The following is a 20,647-nucleotide window of genomic DNA, read 5'->3' on the forward strand; positions in this document are numbered from 1 at the left end:
ACCTCGCACGGCATTGTATCGCGGTTCGTCGCTGGCGAACCGCGCCACGGCGCGCGCCACCGCACGGTGATTGACCGGGTCGGAGTACCGACGAACCGAGAACGGAGTCGGTGACTCGAACGAAAATCGACCGGTCATCGAGCCCGATCGCTCACCGCGGTTTGATCTGCGACTGGATCGCCGACTCGTCTGTGGGAGCGTCCGACGAGCCCCACGCAGCGATCAGGGGCGACTCCACGCGCGGGCAACGAGCCCGGTCGCGATGGCTGCGATCGCGGCGCCGACGCCGAATCCGGGCACGGTATCGGACTGAGAATTCGGCTCGTCGACCGCTGACCCGTCGGCTCCGGATCCGTCGGTCACCGTCACGTCGCCGATCGCCGACCCGTCGACGGTGATCGTCGCCGAGGACTCGAGGGTCGCCTCGAACGAGATCGTCCGTCGGTCGCCGGGAGCCAGATCGACCCGTTCGGTCGCGAGCACCGCGCCGTCCGCGGCGACGGTGACCGTCTCGGTGCCGGCCCCGTCGCCGACGTTCTCGATCGTTGCGTCGATCCGGATCGGGTCGCCGGCCCGCGTTTCGGTCGGCTCGATGCTCGAGTCGACGACCTCGAGCGCCGGTTCGACGCTGGCGGACCGGTGGCGATTCTCCTGTGGATCCGCGCTGATCGCGATCGCGGGGAGCCCGGAGACGGTCGCGGCGTGCGTCTCGGTTCCGGCGTCGTAGCTCGTCTCGACGGACTGCCACTCGCCGTTTCGGTACTGTGAGACGACGACATCCTCGGGCATCGCGCCGTCCGGAAGCGCCGCCTCGGCGACCGCGAACTCGAGGGTCAGCGAGTCGATCGCGTCGCCCGCGTCGTGGTCGAAGTCCGCGGACGCGAACGCGCCGTCGCGGGGAGCGGCGGCCCCGAGGTTGCCGGCGCGCAGCGCGAACGCGTAGCTCGCTCGGTCCGTCGCCGACACGACCCCGACGCGTCGGAACGAGACGCCGTCCGCACCGACGCCGTCGAGCGCTGTCGTCGCCGACCGGCCTGCCCCCGATCCGTCGACCTCGAGCAGTGCGCGGCCGTCGCTCACTGTCGTCGCTGTGATGTTCATCGCGTCGCCGGCGGTCTCGTTGCCGTCACGAACGCCGCCCGGCTGCCCGCCGATGGGGGCACCGCCACTGCCGCCACCGCCGTTGCCGCCACCGCCACTGCCGCCGCTGCTACCACCATCGCCGCTCTCGCGGGAGCGCTCCGCGAACTCGAACGTCGCGGTCGTGTCCTCGTCGACGGTGAGCGTTCGGACGACGGTCTCGTCGACGAGTCCGGCGCCGTCGGGCGGCGTCACGGTGATCGTCACCGGGCCGTCGACCGACGCGCCCGATCCGTCGCCGTTCGGACCGGTCCACAGCCCCGATTCGTCGGTCGTCGTCTCGCGCGTGACGACGGCGTCGTCGGTCTCGCCGGCGTCGATCGGCATGACCGAGACCGTCGCGTTCGGAACGCCGACGCCGTTCTCGTCCGTGACCGCGACCTCGAGTTCGTGGCCCGCGGCGAGTTCGACGGCGACCGTTTCGCCGTCACTGACCGCGCGGTCGAGGATAGTCCGATAGAGCGGGTACGCGCCCGATGTCTCGAGGAAGACGCCGTGCGTGCTCACGTTCCCCTCGGTCGCGGCTTCGAACGCCCCGTTCTCGACCGGGCGCTCGTCGATCCAGTTGCCGTGGGCCGGCGTGACGAAAACGGAGCCGCCGACGCCGCTCTCGGCCGTCCCGTCGGTTCCCGACCCGGACGCGGGAAGGCTAATGGTTCCGTTGACCGTCGCCGGCGAGCCGTCGATCACCAGCACGCGCGTCGAGACCGTTCGGGTCTCGCCGGCCAGATCCGTGAGTTCCATGCCGGCCGAAACGACGCCCTCGTCCTCGGAGCCGTACGTGTGCGTCGCGTTCCACCGGTTCCGCGGCTCGGTCTCGTACCCCTCGAGCCACGCGCGATCGGTGACGTACTGCGCCGCGCCGCCGTCGAATGCGACCGCGATCCCGATCTCGTCGCCGGCCGCCGTCCACCGCGGGGCGGTGACGGTTGCCGCGTCGAAGGGGTCGTCGTAGGAGACTGCGAGATCCGTTCGCGACTCCTCGCCCGCGGTCCACGTCGGCGACGCGTCCAGCGCGGCGTTCTCGAGCGAGATGGTCAGCGTCGCGTTTTCGGGAACGTCGGCGGCGTTGACCTCGAGTACCCCACTGCCGCCGTCTCCAATCGGAACGCCGAACCGGCCGTCGGCGGTCGTCGTTTCCGCGACGACAGTTCCGTCGTACGTAGCCCGAACGGCGAGGCCGTCCCGGGCCGGCTTGCCGTTGACCGCGACGGTGCCGGCGTATCGCGCGGGCGGCTCGCCCTCGAAGCGGATCGCCGATGTCGTCACGCGGTCGGACTCGAAGGTGGCCGCGAGTCGGACGGTTTCGCCGTCGATGCCGTCGGCGACCGAGACGTCGACCGCGAGCCCCCGCTTGACGGTCGCGTCGTCGACCGAGACTTCCTCGCCCGGCGCGATTTCGGTCCCGTTGACCGCGAGGGTGACGTTTGCCGGATCGACCGTCGTCCCTTCGGCGAACTCGATCGCGACGGAGCCGGTCTCGGGGACGCCGACCGTCGCCGTTTCCGCGGCGCCGCCACTGACGCCGTACGCGTCGAAATCCTCGGTCACGTGGAATCGCCCCGCGCCGAGATACTCGACGGCGCTGGTTACGATCGATCGCCCGTCGTCGGTCAGCGGTCCGGACCGCGGCGTCGCTCCCAGGACGATCCGGTTCGCCGACCGATCGATCGACACGGCCGTCCCGTCCGCGAGCACGCCGTCGTCGGTCGACGACGCGAGTGTTTGCGCGCCCTTCGCATCGAACCACGTCCGGGTCGTCGCGTTCTCGCGGAGCGTCACGGCCTCCCGCTCGGTGCCGACGCCGGCGAAGAGCGGGTGCGTCTCGTCGATAACGACCTCGAGCGGCCCGTCGTGGCTCGCGGTCTCGAGCCCCCCGACCGCGGACGTGTCCCGTGCGAGTCGACCAAGCGCGTCGTCACTGGAGCCGTTGCCGAGGGAGAGCACGCCGGTCCGGTTGGCCGCCGTCGCGTCGACGAACGCTGCGGTCGGATTCCCATCGCCGTCGGTCGTGGGCGCGGGCAACTCGAGTGCGACGAAGACATCGTACGCGCCCGATTCGGCGGCGGACACGGCATCAGTGGTGTTGACGTGGCTCGTCCGGTAGGCGATCGGGAGGCTGTCGGCCAACTCGGTTCGCAGTCGCGCTGCGGCGGGGTCGTCGGGGCCGGCAACGACGCCGACGTCGTAGATTTCCGGGACGACCCGCACCGGGCCCGCGCGTATCGTCTGGGTCTCGTTCCCGCGGGCGAACTCGTAGTCGAGTTCGAGCGTGCCGTTCAGGTCGGCCGGGAGCTGCGTCGTGACGGCAAACTGGTCGTCGGTGACCGCCGAGTCGAACGCGATGGTCTCGTTCGGTCCGAAACTGCGGCCGTCGACCGAGAACTCGAGTCCGGTCTCCTCGAGCGTCGCGTTCTCGGTCGGCGTGACCGTGAGCGACTCGAGCGCCTCCACGTCGAACGCGGTCGTCACCGTTCCGTTCGCCTCGATCGGGTCCGGCAACGCCTCGTCGGCAGGGCGATCGACGAAGTCCAGCGTCACATCGTAGGTCACCGTCTCGCCCGCCGGGAGCTCGAGGGTCGCGGTATCGGACTTGTGGCCGGGTGCGTCAACGACGACCGTCCGATCGCCGGGGACGACCCGCAGTTCGTACGCCCCGTGCTCGTCGGTCGTCGCGGTCCATCGGCCGCCGTCGACCGCGACGGTCGCATCAGCGATCGGCTCCCCTGCCCGATCGGTCACGGTTCCCGACACCGTCGTCAGCGAGGTCGCGTCGGCCGCCGCTTTCACGTCGACGATCCCGTAGCCGTACCGGGTGTCCTGTCCCGGGTCGGCACCGCTCGGTTTCCACGCCGTCTTCTCGAGCGCGGCCATGATTTCGTCGGGCCGGAGCGCCGGATTGACCGAGCGCAGGAGTGCGATGGAACCGGTGACGTGGGGTGCGGCCATGCTGGTTCCCGACTTGAACTGATAGCCGCCGCCGGGTTCCGCGCTCTCGACCCACGAACCGGGGGCCGCGACGTCGGGAACCGTATACTCGGCCGGCCAGTCCGCCGGCGGCGAGTCCCAGGCGTCGTCGGTCACGACGGTCTCGCCGCTCGAGAAGTCGGTGATCTCGCCGGAGTCGGTCGCGGCACCGACCGCGAACGTCTCGTAGATGTTCGCCGGCGATCCGCTGGTCCCGTCACCGTTGTTACCGGCCGAGGAGACGACGATCGTTCCCGACGACTGCGCGTTCCGAACCGGGTCGACGAACTTCTCCTCGTAGGCCTGCACGCCGAGGCTCATACTCACCACGTCGGCGTCCCGTTCGATCGCCCACTGCATCCCCTCGATGACCTGCGAGTACGACCCGCTACAGGTGTCGTCGCAGTTCGTCAGGACGGCCCCGTGGAGCAGGTCGACGCCGGGTGCGACGCCGATGTGGGTGCCGCTCGCGTCGCCGCCCGCGACCGTGCCGCTGACGTGGGTCCCGTGGTCGCCGAAGTCCCGCGGCGTCGACTCGGCCACTCTGTTCCCGTTTCTGTCGAACTCCGCCCAGCCGCCCGGATAGGTCGGGTGCGACGGATCGGCGGTGTAGAGGTCGATGTCGGGGTGGGACACGTCGACGCCGGTGTCGAGCACGGCGACCGTCGCGCCGGAGCCGTTCGCCCCGTACTCGGACCAGACCGCGGGCGCGTTGATCCCTGCGAGTCCGTCCGTCGCGTCCGCTCCGTCAGTCGATACCGACTCGGTCGACGCCGTCGTCGCCGTCGCGTCACCGGTCGATCCCGCCGACGCGCCCGCGGCGGCCGCGCCGTCGAGTTCCACCTCGAAATTCGTGTGGAGCGTCGAGATGTCCTCGAACCGGCCGAACGACTCGAGGTCGACGCGACTCGTGTCGACTTCTAGCAACACGGCGTTGGTCACCCAGAACCGGTTGCGGATCGCCACGCCGTCGGTCGAGCGCGCGTACGAAACGACCTCGCTCTGCGTCCGCTCCGCGTGCCGCTTGAACGCCTCCGCGGCCTGCACCGGAGTCGCACCGGGAGACGGGTCCGCTTCCGATAACCGGACGATCACCTCGACCGTCTCCGCATCGGCGTCGCTCTCGAGCGCTCGATCGATCGTCAGCCCGCTCGAGCCGTCGGTGTCGTCGACGCGGATCGCGGTGTCCTCGGCGTTTGGCGAGTCTTCGACGGTGATGGGGGCAACAGTCGCGCCGCTCGAGACGGGCGTCGCGACGAGACCGCAGACGACGAGCAGGAGCAGGCCGAGAGCGAGGCCGGACCGCAGTCGCCGTCCGGTCCCGGACGGGCGGGGAGACATACAGCCGAGGTGGAGAGTACGGTGGTAAATACATTGTGGCAGTTTTATCTCTATCGATGACTGAATGAACAATTATAGAGACATAATTCAGTTCTGATTGTATGTTGTTGGATAGTTATCCGAATCGGAGCGGAAACCGGCCAATAGATCGTCAGCACAACCACTTTTCAGCCCGGCCCACCGAGAACGGACAATGAGCGAAGCCGAACGGGATCCCGAGCGTGCGGCCGTCGCAGTTCGCGCCGCGAGTGCGGGTGCCGCCGTCGCAGCCGACTCGTTTCGAACCGATCTCACCATCGAGGAGAAAGACGGGAAGACCGACGTCGTGACGCAGATCGATCGCGACGCACAGGAGACCGTCATCGAGACCGTCCGCGAGTCGTTCCCGGACGACCCGATCGTCGGCGAGGAGGAGGGCGCGCTGAAGGCCGTCCCCGAGGACGGGCCGGCGTGGATCGTCGACCCGATCGACGGGACGAGCAACTACGTCGACGGCGCGCAGACGTTCGGAACCGCCGTCGCCGCCGTCGTCGACGGCGAGCCGGTCGGCGCCGCCTTCGACTGCCCCGCGCTGGGTGACGTCTACCGCGTCGGGCCGGACGGCGCGTTTCGCAACGACGAACCGCTGTCGGTCAGCGACTGTACCGACCCCGAAGCGGCCACCGTCTGTCCGACCTTCTGGTGGGACTTCGACCAGCGCGACCAGTACGCCGCGGCCACCCGTGCCACCGTCGAGCGATTCGGCGACATGCGCCGCTTTGGCTGCGCCCAACTCGAGCTCGCGATGGTCGCCTCGGGCGCGCTCGAGGGGACCATGACCAATCTGCGGGCGAACTCGTGGGACACCGTCGCGGGCGTCGGACTGATCCGCGAGGCCGGCGGCGTCGTGACCGACCTCGAGGGCGACCGCTGGCGACACGATAGCCGGGGACTGGTCGCCTCGAACGGCGAGATTCACGACGAGGTGCTCGCGGCCGCCCGCGAGATCGAGGACTGAGCCGACCGGTGCCCACGGTCGGACGAGCGGATAGTCACGCGTATTGAAACCGGAAACGGTAAGCGCTCCCCCCAACGGGATTCGGTATGGACGACTTCATCGACCGGTACGGGGCCGAGCGGGTCTGGGCCGCGACCGTCGCGAGTCTCGTCGCCGTCGTGGTCCTCGGCGCGGTCCTGTTCTACCAGCAGGTGTACGTCGAAATCATCTGGCAGTACTTCTGGGGGCCGGTCGTCGCCGACGCCCACAGTTGGAACTGCGTCGCGTGGGCCGGCGGGCAGCAGATACCCTGCAGCGAGGCCGGTGCCAACGCGGGTCCGACCGCCGAACCCGGCTACACCTTCGTCTCGTATGCCGGCTACATCCCGACGTTAGTCCTGTTGCTACTCGGCGTGATCTTCCTCGTCCGCCGCCTCGAGATCGAACGCTACCGCGCGGGTTTCTTCGCGCTGTTCCCGTTCATGCTCTTCGGCGGGGCGCTGCGGGTCGTCGAAGACGCCAACGCCGCCGCCTTCGAAGCGACCGGCGAGATGGCGATCCAGCTCCCGTGGTCCGGGTTCATCATCAGCCCGCTGATCTACTTTACCGTCTTCTTCATCGCCCTCTTCGCGGTCGTCACCTCCGTCTGGCTCGATCGCAACGACCACGTCTCGGGCTACGAGTACCCGCTGGCCGGGATCGGCACGGCCGCGCTGGCGATCACGATCGCCTATCTGGCCTACGTCGCGGCGACGGAACCCTACGCCGAGTTCTATCCGCTCATTCCGGTCGTGGTCCTCGTCGGCGCGACCCTGACCACGGCGATCACGTGGGTCGCACTCGAGCGGTACGCGCCGGAACTCAACCGCGGGACGCAGTCGATGGGCATCGTCGTCATCTGGGCCCACGCGGTCGACGGGGTCGCGAACGTCATCGGCCTCGACTGGGCGACGACCCTCGGCCTGCCGGCCAACCTCGTCCCGAAGCACCCGATCAATCGGGCAATCGCGGACACGACGGCGGACGTGCTCCCCGCTGATGTCGTCGCTGCCACCGGGTCGGCGTGGCCGTTCCTGCTCGTGAAAGTCGTCGCCGCCGTCTTCGTCATCTGGATCTTCGACGAGACGGTCTTCGAGGACAGCCCGCGCTACGCGATCCTCCTCATGATCACCGTCGTCGCCGTCGGCCTCGGTCCCGGCACCCGAGACATGCTGCGGGCGACGTTCGGCGTCTGAGACGGCTCTTTTTGCGTTTCGTTCGGCTTCGCCTCCCCGCTCGAGAGCCGCCGCTACCGGCCTTGCTCACCGGAATCCGTGAACGGGGCCTTTAATCGCCCGCGGCGGGAACGAGCGTACATGAGTAATACGGACGGGTGGTTCGCGGCCGGGGACCGCGACGATCCCGATGCGACGATCACCGCGGTTCGCGAGGGGAGCGCCGACGAACCGCGCGACTGGCCCGCCCTCGCGCTCGAGGCCGGATTCGCGAGCGACGAAGACGAGTACTACGACGCCCTCCGCGAGGCGACGACGGCGGCGACGCGGGCCGCGGTGACCGAGCGCGAGCGGGCCGACGACCGCCAACTCGTCCACGCGGTGCGCGCGATGGACGACTGCGATCGGACGGCGAACGAACTCGCCGAGCGGCTGGCGGAGTGGGCCGGCACCGTCGACCCCGAGGCGGGAACCGGCGTCGACTACGCTCGAGCGCTGGCGAGCGGCGACTCGGACGACGGCCTCGAGGAACCCGCGATCCGCTCGCTCGCCGAACGGGTCGCCGACCTCGCGGACGAGGCGGACGATCTCCGGGAGTTCGTCCAGCGCCAGACGCCCGCCGTCGCGCCGAACCTCGCGACGCTGGCCGAGCCCGTGCTGGCGGCCCGGCTGATCTCGCTGGCCGGCGGCCTCGAGGAACTCGCGAAGAAACCCAGTGGGACGATCCAGGTGCTCGGCGCCGAGGACGCCCTGTTCGCCCACCTGCGGGGCCACGCGCCCTCGCCCAAACACGGCATCATCTACACGCACGACGCGGTTCGGGGCACACACCCCGAAAATCGGGGCTCCGCGGCGCGTGCCGTGGCGGGAAAACTCGCCATCGCGGCCCGGGTCGACCACTACTCCGGCGAGTCGAAACCCGAACTCGAGGCGGAACTGGCCGAGCGGATCGAGACGATTCAGGCGCGGACGATAGACGACGACAGCGACGGAGGTGCCGGCGATGAGTAACGAGCTTCCGGCGGGAGTCGAGCGCCGCGAATTCGACGGGGCCGAGCGACTCGCGACACGAGGCGAACCGGTCTACGGCGAGCCGACGGATGGAGCGTGGCGCGCGTGGAACCCGAACCGGTCGAAGTTGGGAGCCATGCTCGAGTTGGGGATGGACACCGGCCTCGCGGGCGGTGAAACCGTGCTCTATCTGGGTGCCGCGAGCGGGACCACCGTGAGCCACGTCGCCGATTTCGCCGGCCCGACCTACGCCGTCGAGTTCGCCGCGCGACCGGTCCGGGACCTGCTCGAGACCGCCGAGAGCCGGGAGCGGCTCTTTCCGCTGCTGAAAGACGCCCGCAAGCCCGAGACCTACGCCCACGTCGTCGAGTCGGATGTCGACGTGATCGTCCAAGACGTGGCGACGAGAGGACAGGCCCGCGTGGCGCTCGAGAACCGGCAGTTCCTGGCCGACGACGGGCGACTCCTGTTGGCCGTGAAGGCCCGGAGTGAGGACGTGACTCGAGAGCCGGCGGCCGTGTTCGAGGACGTTCGCGAGGAGCTTTCGGGGGGGTACGAGATCGTGGAGACGCGGCGGCTCGAGAGCTATCACGCGGACCATCTCGGAATCGTCGCGCGGCCGCTCTGATCGAGGTCCACCACATTTGATCCGGGAGCGCTGGGCCGACGGCTGTAGTAGTTGCAACAAGTATCGACACTATCGGACGCAGTCTGTGGTGTCCCTACAGGGGCGGGGAAATTGCGCGGTGCGTACTCTGCGTACCGCGCTAGTAGAAAGAGGAGCTGGCCGATATGAGACGCTTGCACCGTCGAGTGTTCGCGAATCCGGCAAAACGCTCACCGGACCGAAGAGTCAACCCCTTCACGTTCTTTCGGTTCGTTGTGAAAGCCTACGAAGTTCAGGAGTCCTCGAGTGACTACTCAGGAATCGTCGAAGTCGAACGCGACCGTCCCGAACCGGCGGCTGACGAAGCGCTCGTCGAGATTCGAGCGGCCTCTCTTAACTACCGGGACCTATCGATTGCTAATTCGGACCTCACGTACCCCGGTGCCGAACTGCCGGTCATCCCACTTTCTGACGGGGCCGGCGAGGTTACTGCAGTCGGCGAGGACGTACAGCGCCTCTCGGAGGGCGACCGCGTTGCAACGCCCTTTGCGCCCGACTGGGTTGACGGCCCGGTCGCACCTGAGAAGATCGGACGGACGACCGGCGGCAACAGTGATGGAGCCTTAGCGGAGTACGTGACGTTCCCGGCCGACAGTCTCGCAGTCCTTCCTGACACCCTCTCGTACGAACAGGGAGCAACGCTGTCCTGCGCTGGATTGACTGCGTGGCGTGAACTCCATGAAGAGGTCGACCTCACTGCCGATGACACAGTCTTAGTGCTGGGTACCGGCGGCGTCTCCATGTTCGCGCTGCAGTTCGCGACGATGCGAGGCGCCGACGTTTTTGTCACCTCCTCGAGCGACGAGAAATTAGAACGCGCCCGCGAGCTTGGCGCGACGTGGACACTCAATTACGAGGAGACACCCGAGTGGGGCGAGGCCGTTCGAGAAGAGACCGGCGGCGTCGACCACGTCATTGAGGTCGGTGGCCCCGGAACCCTCGAGAGGTCGGTGGAAGCCGCCGATTTCGACGGCCACGTCCACCTGATTGGCGTCCTCTCTGGCCAAGACGGGCAGGTCCATCCCGGCCCGATTCTGGTGAAAGGGCTCACCGTCAAGGGCTCGATGGGCGTTGGTAGTCGCGCAATGTTCGACCGGATGAACAGCGCGATTGAAGCCGCGGCTATCGAGCCGGTTATCGACCGTACGTTCGGCTTCGAGCCAGAAGACATCCGCGAGGCCTATCGCTACGTTGAAGACGGGAGCCACCAGGGCAAGGTCGTCATTTCGCTCGAGTGAGCTAAATTGACATCCTCCCCGCCCTGAAGGGCGAGGATTCCCGAGCGTTGGGATAAAGAGCGTGCCGACACTCGGTCACTCGGCCGTCTCGTTCTGGTCCTCCTCGAGCGTGATCATCGCGTCGTCGGTGACCGGTTCCTCGTCAGTGACGTAGGGATCGTCGGCCTCGGGGAAGTCATAGGTCTGATTGTCGTTGGTGTCCTGATGGGCCATCGCGATCAGGACTTGGCTCTCCTCGAGGGATTCGTTGAGTTCGATGGTCACGTTTTCGTGATCGCCGGACTCCAAGTGAGTGGAGTTACCCAGGACGTCTCCGGGCTCGTACTCCTCGGACAGGTTCGTGACCGTCTCGTTCTCGTCCGCCGTCGCGTTGTCGCCGTTCTCGTCGTCGGTGGCGTTGTCGCCGTTCTCGTCGTCGGTGGCGTTGTCGCCGTTCTCGTCGTCGGTGGCGTTGTCCCCGTCGACGGGCGCGGCCGCGTGGATGACGGCGAAGCCGCCCTCGGGTAGCGTCGTGTTATTGACCGCGACTGCCGTCCCGTTCGACGTCTGGTTCTCGAAGGTCACCGTCGCCGTTTCGTTCTCCGTCTCGTTGTCTTGGACCGTGCCGGCGTCGGTCGCGGCCAACGCGATGCTCGCCCCCGAGAGGAGGACGAGCGCCGCGATCACTGCGATACCGACGGTTCTTGTACGTGGCATCATATCCATCGACGGTACCGTCACAGGTCGACAAAAACCGGCGGTTTCGTTCGAGCGTTCCAGGAGTAGAAATATCCGAATTCGCCGGAACGAGGGCTCAGGGTAAGAGACCTATTCCGACCCCGCTCAGTGGTGTAATGTCGTTGTTCTGAGGAGATATCTCGAGGGAGCACCGAACCCACAGTAGCGTTCGAGATGGTATCGGAGTGCGAGGTATCCGTCAGTGGAACGCTCGAGAGCGTCGATCGGCCCCGTGAGGGCTGAGAGACCGCGGTGTCAGGACCCCGGGCCGGGGACTCGTACAACGGGGGTCGAGCAGACTGTCCCGTCCGGGAACGAGGAATCGCGGCGACGTAGCTCAAGTGCGTCTTTCACCTACTGGAAGAACTTTACAAAATCCCACCGTAGGGAGGAACAGATGACACTGGATCGACGGCGGTTCCTCGCCGGAACCGCCCTTGCGACGGTCGCGTCGGCCGGCTGTCTACAGGCCGACGACCGTAGCGGGAACGGCGACGGAAACGGCGGAACGGAACCGACGAGCGCGATTCCGGAAGACCCTCGCGTCGACGAACCGCCCTACGAAATTGAGGCACAACCTAACGACCGCGACGAGTGGAACCAACTGTCTCTCTGTTCAAACATGTCGGGGGACTCCGACCTCGAGTTCCAGACGGTACCGGCTCCCCGCGCCGACCTGCTGTTATCGACGGCCGACATCGAGGACGAGGTGTACGCCGTTCGAGCCCTCACGAGTGCGGACGAGGTCCGTGAGGTATTCGAACTCGATGCCGACAGCGACAACGGCAGCGGCGAGGACACCCAAGAACCCATCGACGAGATCGACTTCGCGGAGAATATCCTGCTGGTCGTCGAGTCCGGCTTCGGCTCGGGATCGATCGCCCACCACTGGAAGCGCGCCGAGCGGACAGACCGCGGCCTCCGTCTCCACGGGTGTCAGACGACGCCGTACGAACGGACGGACGACCTGACCTCGCGGCACTCGGTCGTTCGCGTCGAACGCCCCGAGAACGTCGAACTCGCCCGCGTGAGCCTCACCGTCGGCCGGGAGCGACGCGTCCACTTCAACTCCACTGAGGGCGTGGTCTCAGTAACGACATGAATCGACGCTCGATTCTCGCGACGGGAGGGGCATCCCTCAGTCTCGGCCTCGGTCTCGGCGGCTGCCTCGAGATGGATCGGACGACCGAACCGGGGTCGAAGTCCACTGATGACGGAGACAATGCGACCGAAAACGGCAGCCCGAAGTCGACGACGGAGGGGGAGTTCGAACAGTGTCACCTCGTGTCGATCGACTACGAGTCGTTGCCCGACGCGATTCGGGCAGAGGTCGACGCCGCACTCGAGGACGGACGGTACGAGACGGACGATCTCCTGTTCGACGACGCCGTCGATCCCGACAGGTCGTTCGTGGTGGTCGATGGCACACCCTACGATCCACGCGTCGAAATGGATGGCGAGACACGGACGCTCGAACTCGAGGCGACCGACACGGTCAGACTGCCGGAGCCAGCGGTCGTCTCCGTCACCAATAGCGCCGACCGCGATCACGAGGTCCACGTCGAACTGACCGCTGCTGACGGAGAGCGAGTCGTCGACGAGACGGTCTCGCTCGAACCGGGCAAGGAACGCGACCTCGAGGCGACCGACGAGTTCGGTCGCTACGAGTTGACCGCTCGAGCGCGAACGGGGCACGAAGCGACGGATGCGTTCGATGCGCGAATCAGTGATTCGCGCTCCGACGGAACGGTCGCAGTCACCGACGACGGGATCGTGGCTACCCAGTCGGTCGCCGATATGCTCCCGTGTCCGTGGGACGCCCGGGACGACTGACGACTATCCTCTCCCGTGGAACCGCTCGACTGTGGCGTGATCTCGGGGTAGAACATCGCTGACTGCTCTACGGCGATCGCTGAGGAGATAGCGTACTGCTTTCTGGCCGTCTGAAGTCGGCCGTCTCGGCCGAGCGGTTCCGAGTCCAAACCGTATTTATCGCCGCGGGCAAAACGTGGCAACGATGGAACGCGGGTCCCGGGAATCGTTTACGCGCATGGGTACGCTGGGGATCGAAGAGGAGTGTTTCGTCGTCGACGAGGACGGCCGTCCCACCAGCGGGACCGACGAACTCGTCTACGAACACGAACCCCCCGAGATCCTCGAGGGCCGACTGGACCACGAACTGTTCAAGTTCGTCATCGAGACCCAGACGCCGCTGATCGAGGACCCCGACGATGCCCGCGACTCACTGCTCGCGATCCGGCAGGCGCTCGTCGACCACGCGGAGGCCCACGGCTACCAGATCGCCGCCGCCGGCCTCCACCCGCTCGCGAAGTGGCGCGAACTCGAGCATGCGGAAAAGCCCCGCTATCGCTCGCAACTCGACCGGATTCAGTACCCACAACACCGGAACACGACCGCGGGGGTCCACGTCCACGTCGGCGTCGACGACGCGGACAAGGCGGTCTGGATCGCCAACGAACTGCGGTGGTACGTGCCGATCATGCTCGCGCTGTCGGCGAACTCGCCGTACTGGAACGGGTTCGACACCGGCCTCCAATCGGCCCGCGCGAAGATTTTCGAGGCGCTTCCCAACACCGGGATGCCGACCTACTTCGAGGACTTCGAGGCGTTCGACCGGTTCGAACGCCGGATGCTCGAGACCGACTCGATCAACGACCGCGGCGAACTCTGGTACGACGTGCGCCCCCACACGGCCCACGGGAGCGTCGAAGTGCGCACCCCGGACGGGCAGGCCGATCCCGACGTCGTGCTCGCGTTCGTCGAGTACACCCACGCGCTCGTCGAGGCGCTGTCCGAGGCCTACGAGGACGGGACGAGCGGCCACCGCCATCGCCGGGAACTGCTCGACGAGAACAAGTGGCGGGCCATCCGCTACGGGCAGGACGCCTCCTTTATTGACCGCGACCTCGAGGGCACCGTCGGACTGGGCGAACTCGTCGACCGCGAGTGCGAGCGGTTGGGGATCGACGGCATCAAGGACGTCTACGAACGCGAAAGCGGCGCGGATCGACAACGTCGCCTGCTCGAGGACGAGGGCCCCGACGCGCTGTGTGATTCCCTCCGTTTGCAGACCCAGTAGGTCCGCGGTAGTCGTTTCCTCGAGAAAACGCCCGCTTCGAGCCGCTCGATCGACCGATACGCGGTCGCTATGGCGGCGCGACGATCGCGTTGACACCCCGCAAAGGTTTAACTCCGCTCGAAGCCTCGTCCTGTACGAGAAGCCACAGATGAGTTCCGACGACACTGACGAGCGCCCGGGCGACGGCGCGGACGACGGAGACGAATCGCTCGAGGGGGCGGACGAATTCGTCGAGCACGATGGGGGCGACTTCGGCCGGAGCCCGACCGTCGAGGAGTTCGACCAGCGGATCGTCGACCTGCTCTCGTGGATTCTGGACACGGAGACCCGCGCGAAGATCTACGTGTACCTGCTGGCGAACCCCGGAAGCACCTCCGAGGAGGTCGCGAAGGGGACCGGCCTCTATCCCAGCACCGTCCGCGAAGCGCTCGCGGAGCTCCACGAGGAAGACCGCGTGACGCGAGAGAAACGCGCCAACGAGGGTGCCGGGAACAACCCCTACGAGTACACGGCGATCCAGCCGAGCGAACTCGTCGGCGGCGTCGTCGATCAGGTCCAACACGAACTGAACACCATCTTCACGCTCGATCGCGTCCTCGACCGCGAGGACGAACGCGAGTCCAGACCCGAACTCGAGGAGGACGTCGAACCGGTGAAGATCACCGTCGACGATACGGCACCGCCGCCGGCCGACGAGGTCGAATCGGACGCCGACCCAGACCCCGAGACCGATGCCGACGCCGATGTCATCGAGTTCGAAGACGACATGGAGATCGACACCGTCGACACGGAGTCGGACGAGACCGGCGACGCCACAGAGGGTGACGATGCCGACGGTCGCGATATCGACGACTAGTCCGTTCCGGCCCAAAACCCGTCGTCTCGTCGGCTCCGTCGCTACGCCTCGAGGTCGAGGATTCCGTGTCGCTCGAGTTCGAGTTCCCGATCGACCGCCTCGACGGTCGTCGTCGGCCACCGATCCGTCGCCGTCAGCACCTCGATCTCGTCGTCGGTGACGAGTGCGGTGTCTTCGCTTTTCGCGCCCTGGACGGTCGGATTCCACGCGTAGGCCATCGGTACGTTGACGGATGCGTCGTGGTCCGGTGTGGCGATCCACTCCCGGCCCGCGAAGCCGGCGGCCCCGCCCTGATGGTGGTGCTCCCACTCGCCCGCGTGGCCGACCGCGTCGTAGGCGTCCTGCACGGCGGCGAAGACGTCGCCCGCGTCGCCACCGTCTTCGGCCGCCGCCTGCGTCGCCGCCAGCGCCGTCGTCTCGACGCGCGCGGCGGCCTCGTGTCGGTCCTCGAGCCACGACGGGGGATCGAAGGCGACGGTCCGGGTACAACTGGCGTGAAGGCCGGCCCGCTCGGCGGTGACGGAGACCAGCGCGTAGTCGCCGAGCTCGGCCTCGGTCGGCGTGTAGTGGCGGTACTGCTGGGCGCGTTCGGAGCCGCCGACGAGTACGACGGGCGCTTCGATGTCCCGCGCCGAGAGGGCGATCCGCAGCGCCGACGCCACCTCGTGTTCCGTGTCCCCGGGCTGGAGCTCCCGACAGACCGATTCGACGGCCGAGGCCGTCTGCCCGCCGAGTTCGCGGTATCGCTCGCGGTCGCGCTCGGTCAGCGGCTGGCGCACCGTCGTCGGATCGACGCGCTCGAGGCCGGGGATATCGATATCCGCGGCGGCCCGCTCGTCGCTGCCGACGCGTTCGGCGACGGCTTCGGACAGCGACGACGCGTGCCACGGGAACCGCTCGATCGACACCTCGCTCGCCTCGAGATCGGGCAGTTCCTCCGCCGCGATGCGGTCGGCTTCGATATTGTTCGTCACGAGGCGAACATCGGTGCCGTCGTAGCCGATCGCGGCGACGCCGGTGTCGCTCTCGCGGTCGATCACGCTGTTCCCGCCGGTGAGCCACGCAAACGAGTTCGGCCGGGCGAACCAGACCGAATCGAGGTCGTGGGACTCGAGGACGGCCTCGAGTCGCTCGCGTTTGTCCATGTCGTGTGCTGGCGTGGGGTGTTCTTGAATGCGGCGAACGCCGGGTCGTCGCCGAACGGTCGGGTACGGGCCGCCGAAACGCTCACTGCGTGGCGACCGGGTGACTCGGTCAACATAAGTACGGCCCGTCCTAACTGCCGCTGAACGCCCGTGTCGTACGATAATCACGCGCCCGACTCGAGACTGCGATCGTTGATCGATCGGTTCGGCTTTCGGCATCTGCTGACCGTTACGCTCGTCATGGTCGCGGCGACGATCCTGCTGGGTATCGCCGCGAAGGCGACGGGTTCAGGGCTGGCCTGCGAGGCCAACTGGCCCCAGTGCGACGCCGGGCCCTACAACCTGTTCCCGGGGAGCCTGCCGAGTTTCTACGAGTGGTTCCACCGCTTCGTCGCGATGTTCGCCGGCTTCGCCATCATCGGCTCCGCGCTCGCGGCGTGGCGACTCCCCGACATCGACCGGCGGGTGACCGCACTGGTCGTCCTCGGGATGGTCCTGACGCCGGTACAGGTCGCGCTCGGCCGCGAGACCGTCACGCAGTACACGATGGACATCCTCTCCCTGCACTTCTGGACGGCGGTTCTCATCTTCACCTTGTTCCTCGTCGCCACCGTCCTAGTCTGGGCCCACCGACTGACCGGCTCTCACGTCACCGGCGCGCTCGCTGTCGGCATCGTCGCGCTGCCCGCACACGTCGCGCTCAGTCCCGTCGTCGGCTCCGAACTCTCGAGCTATTCGCCCACCATGCAGATGGCACAGTACGGCGTGACCCTCACGCTCTTGGGCGCGGCGATCGTCGCGACGATGATCGGCCGCCGTCGCTTTGCGGGCCGCGCCGTGGCCCCGCTGCTCGCGGCACCGCCGATCGTGATCGCCGTCCTCTTTTTCGGCCGGCAGGCCGTCGACCCCGCGCTCGAGGTGCCCTATCTCGTCGCCGCGGTCGCGCTCTTCGTGACGTTCGTCGCCGGAATCCTCCTCACTCGCGGAGCGGGCGACTCGAGCGGAACGGCCGACGCGCTCTCGCCGTAGGCCCGCCGAATCGTCCCAATTCTCGGATCGAACTCAGCCGAGCGTGACGACGATGAGGGTCCCGACGAGGACGGCCCCGACGCCGAGTCCGAACAGCCCGTAGTTGGCGAGGGGGTTCGCCGCCGTCGTCAGATCGACGGAGTAGCGCCGCCGTGAGAGCGGCCAGAACGGTCGGATGCCCATCGGCGTCAGCGCGTCGACAACGAGGTGCGAACCGATCGAGACGAGACCGATAAGAAAAGCGAAGGTGACGAATCCAGCGTCGGCAAAGGCCGAGGACGCATCGACGAGGACGGTGGCCAGGGCGGCGAGGCCGGCACCGACGAGTAACGCGAACGGAACCGTGTGGGTCGGGCCGCGGTGCTCGATCAGCGGGAGTCGGTGATCGAAGTCAGGAAGCGTCGACAGCCCCACGCAGACGAGGCCGCCGACGATCGCGACCGGCGCGTGTCCCCACAGGGAGACGACGGTGCCAACGGGCGCGTACGCCAGAAGCGCACCGCCGTAGTGCCCCTCCTGATACATATAAACCATTATCTATACGACTGAATATAAACCCACCGTCATCGGATCGGCCGTCGAGACCGGCCGAGAGGCGGGAAACGGCGACTCCGCCGGAGCAGTCCGCCGCGACCGCTAGGGTTTTGACCGCCGCTCGCTATCTCCCGTGCGTGCAAAACGTCACCGACAGGACGAGCAACCCGTTCGGACTGCGACCGCCGTTCGATCGCTCCGATTCCGGCGACCGGCCGGCCGCGTTCGGCTACGGTGACGCCAACGCCGACTTCCACGTCATCGGCGACTTCCCCGGCGTCCACGGCGGCGAAACCACCGGCGTTCCCTTCACCGAAACCGAAGCCGGAGCCGCCGTCCAAGACATCCTCCGCGAGACCGGTTTCGCAAGCGGGCCGCAAGACGAACCCGTCCTCGAGAACTGTTTCTGGAGCTACGTCCACATGTGTAGCCTCCCGGACGGGGAGCGCCCGACCGACGAGGACTACGCCGACCTCGAGCGCTTTTTCGACGCCGAACTCCGCGCGATCAACGCCCACATCCTCCTCCCGGTCGGGGCTCGCGCGACCGATCACGTCCTCCGGGAGTACACGACCCAGCGCCGACGGTTCGACCTCGACATGCCGTCGCTTCACGCCCGCGACATCCGCGGCCGCGGGTTCATGGTCGTTCCCGTCGCGGACCCGGTCGAGTGGACCGACAGCGACCGCGAGGCGATCGTCTCGAAACTCGAGGCGATACTCGCGAGCGATTACCGGCAGACGAAAGGCGTCGCGACGTTGGTCGGCTGACGGCGGGCCGTTACGACTCCGTTTTCGGCGCGAAAACCACGAGCGCCGTACTCTCCTCGACCGCGTAAGGTGACACGTCCTGATCGCCGTCGAACCGGACGACATCGCCCGGCTCGAGGTCGTAGACCGCCTCGCCGAGCGTGAGTTCGACGGCACCGGTTATGACGTGGATGACGACGTTCGACTCCGGATGGCGGTGTTTCGGGACCCGCTCGTCCGCGTGGAGTCGCAGTCGCACGGTCCGCGGGATGCGGTCCTCGAATACCTCGGCGTGGGGCGCTTCCTCGAGCGTCTCCAGCGACGTGACTTCGGGCATACGCGAACGGTGGGGGTACGCGGGCATGTAACTTGGAACGAACAGGTTCGGCCGACGGTGATCGGGAGCGGATGCGAGTTACTCGAGCGGGCAGTACCAAATCGTCCTCAGGACAGAAATACGAGGTCAGTTCGAACTGAGTTACAACTATTCGGGAAAAGTTAAACAAGGTATAACGAATAACGAGTATGCATGGAGGTCGTCAATCCGGCCACCGGCGAACGAGAGGAGACGATCGAGGAACACACCGAGGCAGACGTCGAGGCGGCCCTCGAGCAGGCGACCGACGCCTTCGCGGAGTGGCGCGAGCGACCGATTCGCGAACGCGAGGAGTTGCTCGCGGCGGCGGGGGACGTGCTCCGGGAGAACAAACGCGAGTACGCCGAGACGATGACCCGAGAGATGGGGAAACCGATCTCGCAGGCCATCGGCGAGGTCGAGAAGTGCGCGTGGGTCTGTGACCACTACGCCGAACACGGCAGCGCCTACCTCGAGGCCGACGCCCATCCGAGTCCGCCCGGAACGGACGTGAAGACGGTCTACGACCCGCTCGGACCCGTTCTTGCGGTGATGCCGTGGAACTTTCCGTTCTGGCAGGTATTCCGGTTCGCCGCGCCGCATCTCACCGCGGGGAACGTCGGGCTGCTCAAACACGCCTCGAACGTCCCCGGCTGCGCGCAGGCGATCGAGGACGTGTTCCGGAAAGCCGGCTATCCCGAGGACGTCTTCCAGTCGCTGCTGATCCCGTCGGATCTGGTCGCCGACCTCATCGAGGACGACCGCGTCGAGGCCGCAACCGTTACCGGGAGCGGCCCGGCGGGCCGTGCGGTCGCCTCGACGGCGGGCGAGCAACTCAAGAAATCGGTCCTCGAACTCGGCGGGAGCGATCCGTTCGTGGTCCTCGACGACGCCGACGTCGCGGACGCGGCCGAGACGGGCGCGTGGGCGCGCAATCAGAACGGCGGGCAGTCCTGTATCGCCGGCAAGCGGTTCCTCGTCCACACCGACGTCTACGACGAATTCCTCGAGGAGTTCGTCGCGGAGGTCGAATCGCTCACCGTCGGCGACCCGATGGACGAGGCGACCGATATCGGCCCGCAGGCGCGCGCGGACCTCATGGCGGACCTCCACGAACAGGTCGACGCGAGCGTCGAGGCCGGTGCGGCGGTACTCACCGGCGGGGAACCGCTGGATCGCGAGGGTGCGTTCTACCCGCCGACCGTGCTCGCGGACGTGCCGGCGGACTGTCCGGCGGCCACCGAAGAACTGTTCGGGCCGGTCGCCGCCGTCTTCGAAGTCGATGACGAAGACGAGGCCGTCGCGAAAGCGAACGACACCCGGTTCGGCCTCGGCGCGAGCGTCTGGACGACCGACCGCGAGCGCGGCCGGCGTCTCGCGCGGGACATCGACGCCGGCTGCGTCTACATCAACCAACTCGTCAAGTCCGACCCGCGAGTCCCCTTCGGCGGCGTCAACGACTCGGGGTACGGCCGCGAGCTCGCACGGGAGGGAATGCTCGAGTTCGTCAATCGAAAGACGGTCTGGGTCGAGTAACGATCCGCCGACCCGGCTTCGGGTCCCGAATTCGGGATACGTCGCGGACATCTTTCTGGCGCTCGAGGCGCA

The 20,647-nt window shown here is 67.3% G+C and carries 17 protein-coding genes; 12 read left to right on the top strand and 5 right to left on the bottom strand.

Annotated elements, in window-relative coordinates:
- Window positions 1-222: 222 nt before the first annotated feature.
- Window positions 223-5,448 carry a S8 family serine peptidase gene (locus tag FEJ81_RS09560; RefSeq protein WP_138245074.1) on the bottom strand — a complete coding sequence of 1,742 codons (5,226 nt, stop codon included), beginning with the start codon at window positions 5,446-5,448 and terminating at the stop codon, window positions 223-225.
- A 193-nt stretch (window positions 5,449-5,641) separates the two neighbouring features.
- On the opposite strand from FEJ81_RS09560, the gene FEJ81_RS09565 reads away from it, so the two are divergent.
- The 5 genes from FEJ81_RS09565 (at window position 5,642) to FEJ81_RS09585 (ending at window position 10,554) form a co-directional block, all read left to right on the top strand.
- Window positions 5,642-6,445, top strand: coding sequence for an inositol monophosphatase family protein (locus FEJ81_RS09565; protein WP_138245075.1), 804 nt, complete (start codon window positions 5,642-5,644; stop codon window positions 6,443-6,445).
- Window positions 6,446-6,531: 86 nt separating this feature from the next.
- The gene (locus FEJ81_RS09570) at window positions 6,532-7,659 is read left to right on the top strand and encodes a DUF63 family protein (protein ID WP_138245076.1); all 1,128 of its coding nucleotides are present in this window, start codon (window positions 6,532-6,534) and stop codon (window positions 7,657-7,659) included.
- A 120-nt stretch (window positions 7,660-7,779) separates the two neighbouring features.
- Window positions 7,780-8,649, top strand: coding sequence for an NOP5/NOP56 family protein (locus tag FEJ81_RS09575; protein ID WP_138245077.1), 870 nt, complete (start codon window positions 7,780-7,782; stop codon window positions 8,647-8,649).
- The gene (locus FEJ81_RS09580) at window positions 8,642-9,277 is read left to right on the top strand and encodes a fibrillarin-like rRNA/tRNA 2'-O-methyltransferase (RefSeq protein WP_138245078.1); all 636 of its coding nucleotides are present in this window, start codon (window positions 8,642-8,644) and stop codon (window positions 9,275-9,277) included. The genes FEJ81_RS09575 and FEJ81_RS09580 overlap by 8 nt, the downstream gene beginning before the upstream one ends.
- A 254-nt stretch (window positions 9,278-9,531) precedes the next feature.
- Window positions 9,532-10,554, top strand: coding sequence for a zinc-dependent alcohol dehydrogenase family protein (locus tag FEJ81_RS09585; protein ID WP_138245079.1), 1,023 nt, complete (start codon window positions 9,532-9,534; stop codon window positions 10,552-10,554).
- A gap of 75 nt (window positions 10,555-10,629) precedes the next feature.
- Here FEJ81_RS09585 and FEJ81_RS09590 read toward each other — a convergent pair whose 3' ends face one another.
- Window positions 10,630-11,259 carry a DUF7282 domain-containing protein gene (locus tag FEJ81_RS09590; protein ID WP_138245080.1) on the bottom strand — a complete coding sequence of 210 codons (630 nt, stop codon included), beginning with the start codon at window positions 11,257-11,259 and terminating at the stop codon, window positions 10,630-10,632.
- A 409-nt stretch (window positions 11,260-11,668) separates the two neighbouring features.
- Here FEJ81_RS09590 and FEJ81_RS09595 point away from each other — a divergent pair, with 409 nt between their 5' ends.
- The 4 genes from FEJ81_RS09595 to FEJ81_RS09610 all read left to right on the top strand — a co-directional run bounded on the left by FEJ81_RS09595 (window position 11,669) and on the right by FEJ81_RS09610 (window position 15,227).
- A complete protein-coding gene (locus tag FEJ81_RS09595) occupies window positions 11,669-12,373 on the top strand; it encodes a hypothetical protein (RefSeq protein WP_138245081.1) in 705 nt (234 codons plus the stop codon).
- Window positions 12,370-13,104, top strand: a complete 735-nt coding sequence (locus FEJ81_RS09600) for a hypothetical protein (protein WP_138245082.1) — start codon at window positions 12,370-12,372, stop codon at window positions 13,102-13,104. The genes FEJ81_RS09595 and FEJ81_RS09600 overlap by 4 nt, the downstream gene beginning before the upstream one ends.
- Window positions 13,105-13,288: 184 nt before the next feature.
- The gene (locus FEJ81_RS09605; RefSeq protein ID WP_138245083.1) at window positions 13,289-14,371 is read left to right on the top strand and encodes a glutamate--cysteine ligase; all 1,083 of its coding nucleotides are present in this window, start codon (window positions 13,289-13,291) and stop codon (window positions 14,369-14,371) included.
- 148 nt (window positions 14,372-14,519) lie between these two features.
- A complete protein-coding gene (locus FEJ81_RS09610; RefSeq protein WP_138245084.1) occupies window positions 14,520-15,227 on the top strand; it encodes a helix-turn-helix domain-containing protein in 708 nt (235 codons plus the stop codon).
- Window positions 15,228-15,268: 41 nt separating this feature from the next.
- On the opposite strand, the gene FEJ81_RS09615 is transcribed toward FEJ81_RS09610, so the two are convergent.
- The gene (locus FEJ81_RS09615; protein ID WP_138245085.1) at window positions 15,269-16,372 is read right to left on the bottom strand and encodes a M24 family metallopeptidase; all 1,104 of its coding nucleotides are present in this window, start codon (window positions 16,370-16,372) and stop codon (window positions 15,269-15,271) included.
- Between the two features lie 150 nt (window positions 16,373-16,522).
- Here FEJ81_RS09615 and FEJ81_RS09620 point away from each other — a divergent pair, with 150 nt between their 5' ends.
- Window positions 16,523-17,401: a COX15/CtaA family protein gene (locus FEJ81_RS09620; RefSeq protein ID WP_138245086.1), complete on the top strand. Its 879-nt coding sequence runs from the start codon at window positions 16,523-16,525 to the stop codon at window positions 17,399-17,401.
- A 33-nt stretch (window positions 17,402-17,434) separates the two neighbouring features.
- On the opposite strand, the gene FEJ81_RS09625 is transcribed toward FEJ81_RS09620, so the two are convergent.
- Entirely contained in the window at window positions 17,435-17,926 is a 492-nt protein-coding gene (locus tag FEJ81_RS09625) for a metal-dependent hydrolase (RefSeq protein WP_138245087.1), read from the bottom strand.
- A 146-nt stretch (window positions 17,927-18,072) separates the two neighbouring features.
- Here FEJ81_RS09625 and FEJ81_RS09630 point away from each other — a divergent pair, with 146 nt between their 5' ends.
- On the top strand, window positions 18,073-18,705 hold the full coding sequence (locus FEJ81_RS09630; protein WP_138245088.1) for a uracil-DNA glycosylase family protein: 633 nt from the start codon (window positions 18,073-18,075) through the stop codon (window positions 18,703-18,705).
- 10 nt (window positions 18,706-18,715) lie between these two features.
- Here the strand turns inward: FEJ81_RS09630 and FEJ81_RS09635 are convergent, their stop codons facing one another.
- The gene (locus FEJ81_RS09635; protein ID WP_138245089.1) at window positions 18,716-19,021 is read right to left on the bottom strand and encodes a cupin domain-containing protein; all 306 of its coding nucleotides are present in this window, start codon (window positions 19,019-19,021) and stop codon (window positions 18,716-18,718) included.
- A 192-nt stretch (window positions 19,022-19,213) separates the two neighbouring features.
- Here FEJ81_RS09635 and FEJ81_RS09640 point away from each other — a divergent pair, with 192 nt between their 5' ends.
- On the top strand, window positions 19,214-20,575 hold the full coding sequence (locus FEJ81_RS09640; RefSeq protein WP_138245090.1) for an NAD-dependent succinate-semialdehyde dehydrogenase: 1,362 nt from the start codon (window positions 19,214-19,216) through the stop codon (window positions 20,573-20,575).
- Window positions 20,576-20,647: the final 72 nt, after the last annotated feature.

This window comes from Natrinema versiforme (assembly GCF_005576615.1).
GTDB lineage: Archaea > Halobacteriota > Halobacteria > Halobacteriales > Natrialbaceae > Natrinema > Natrinema versiforme_A.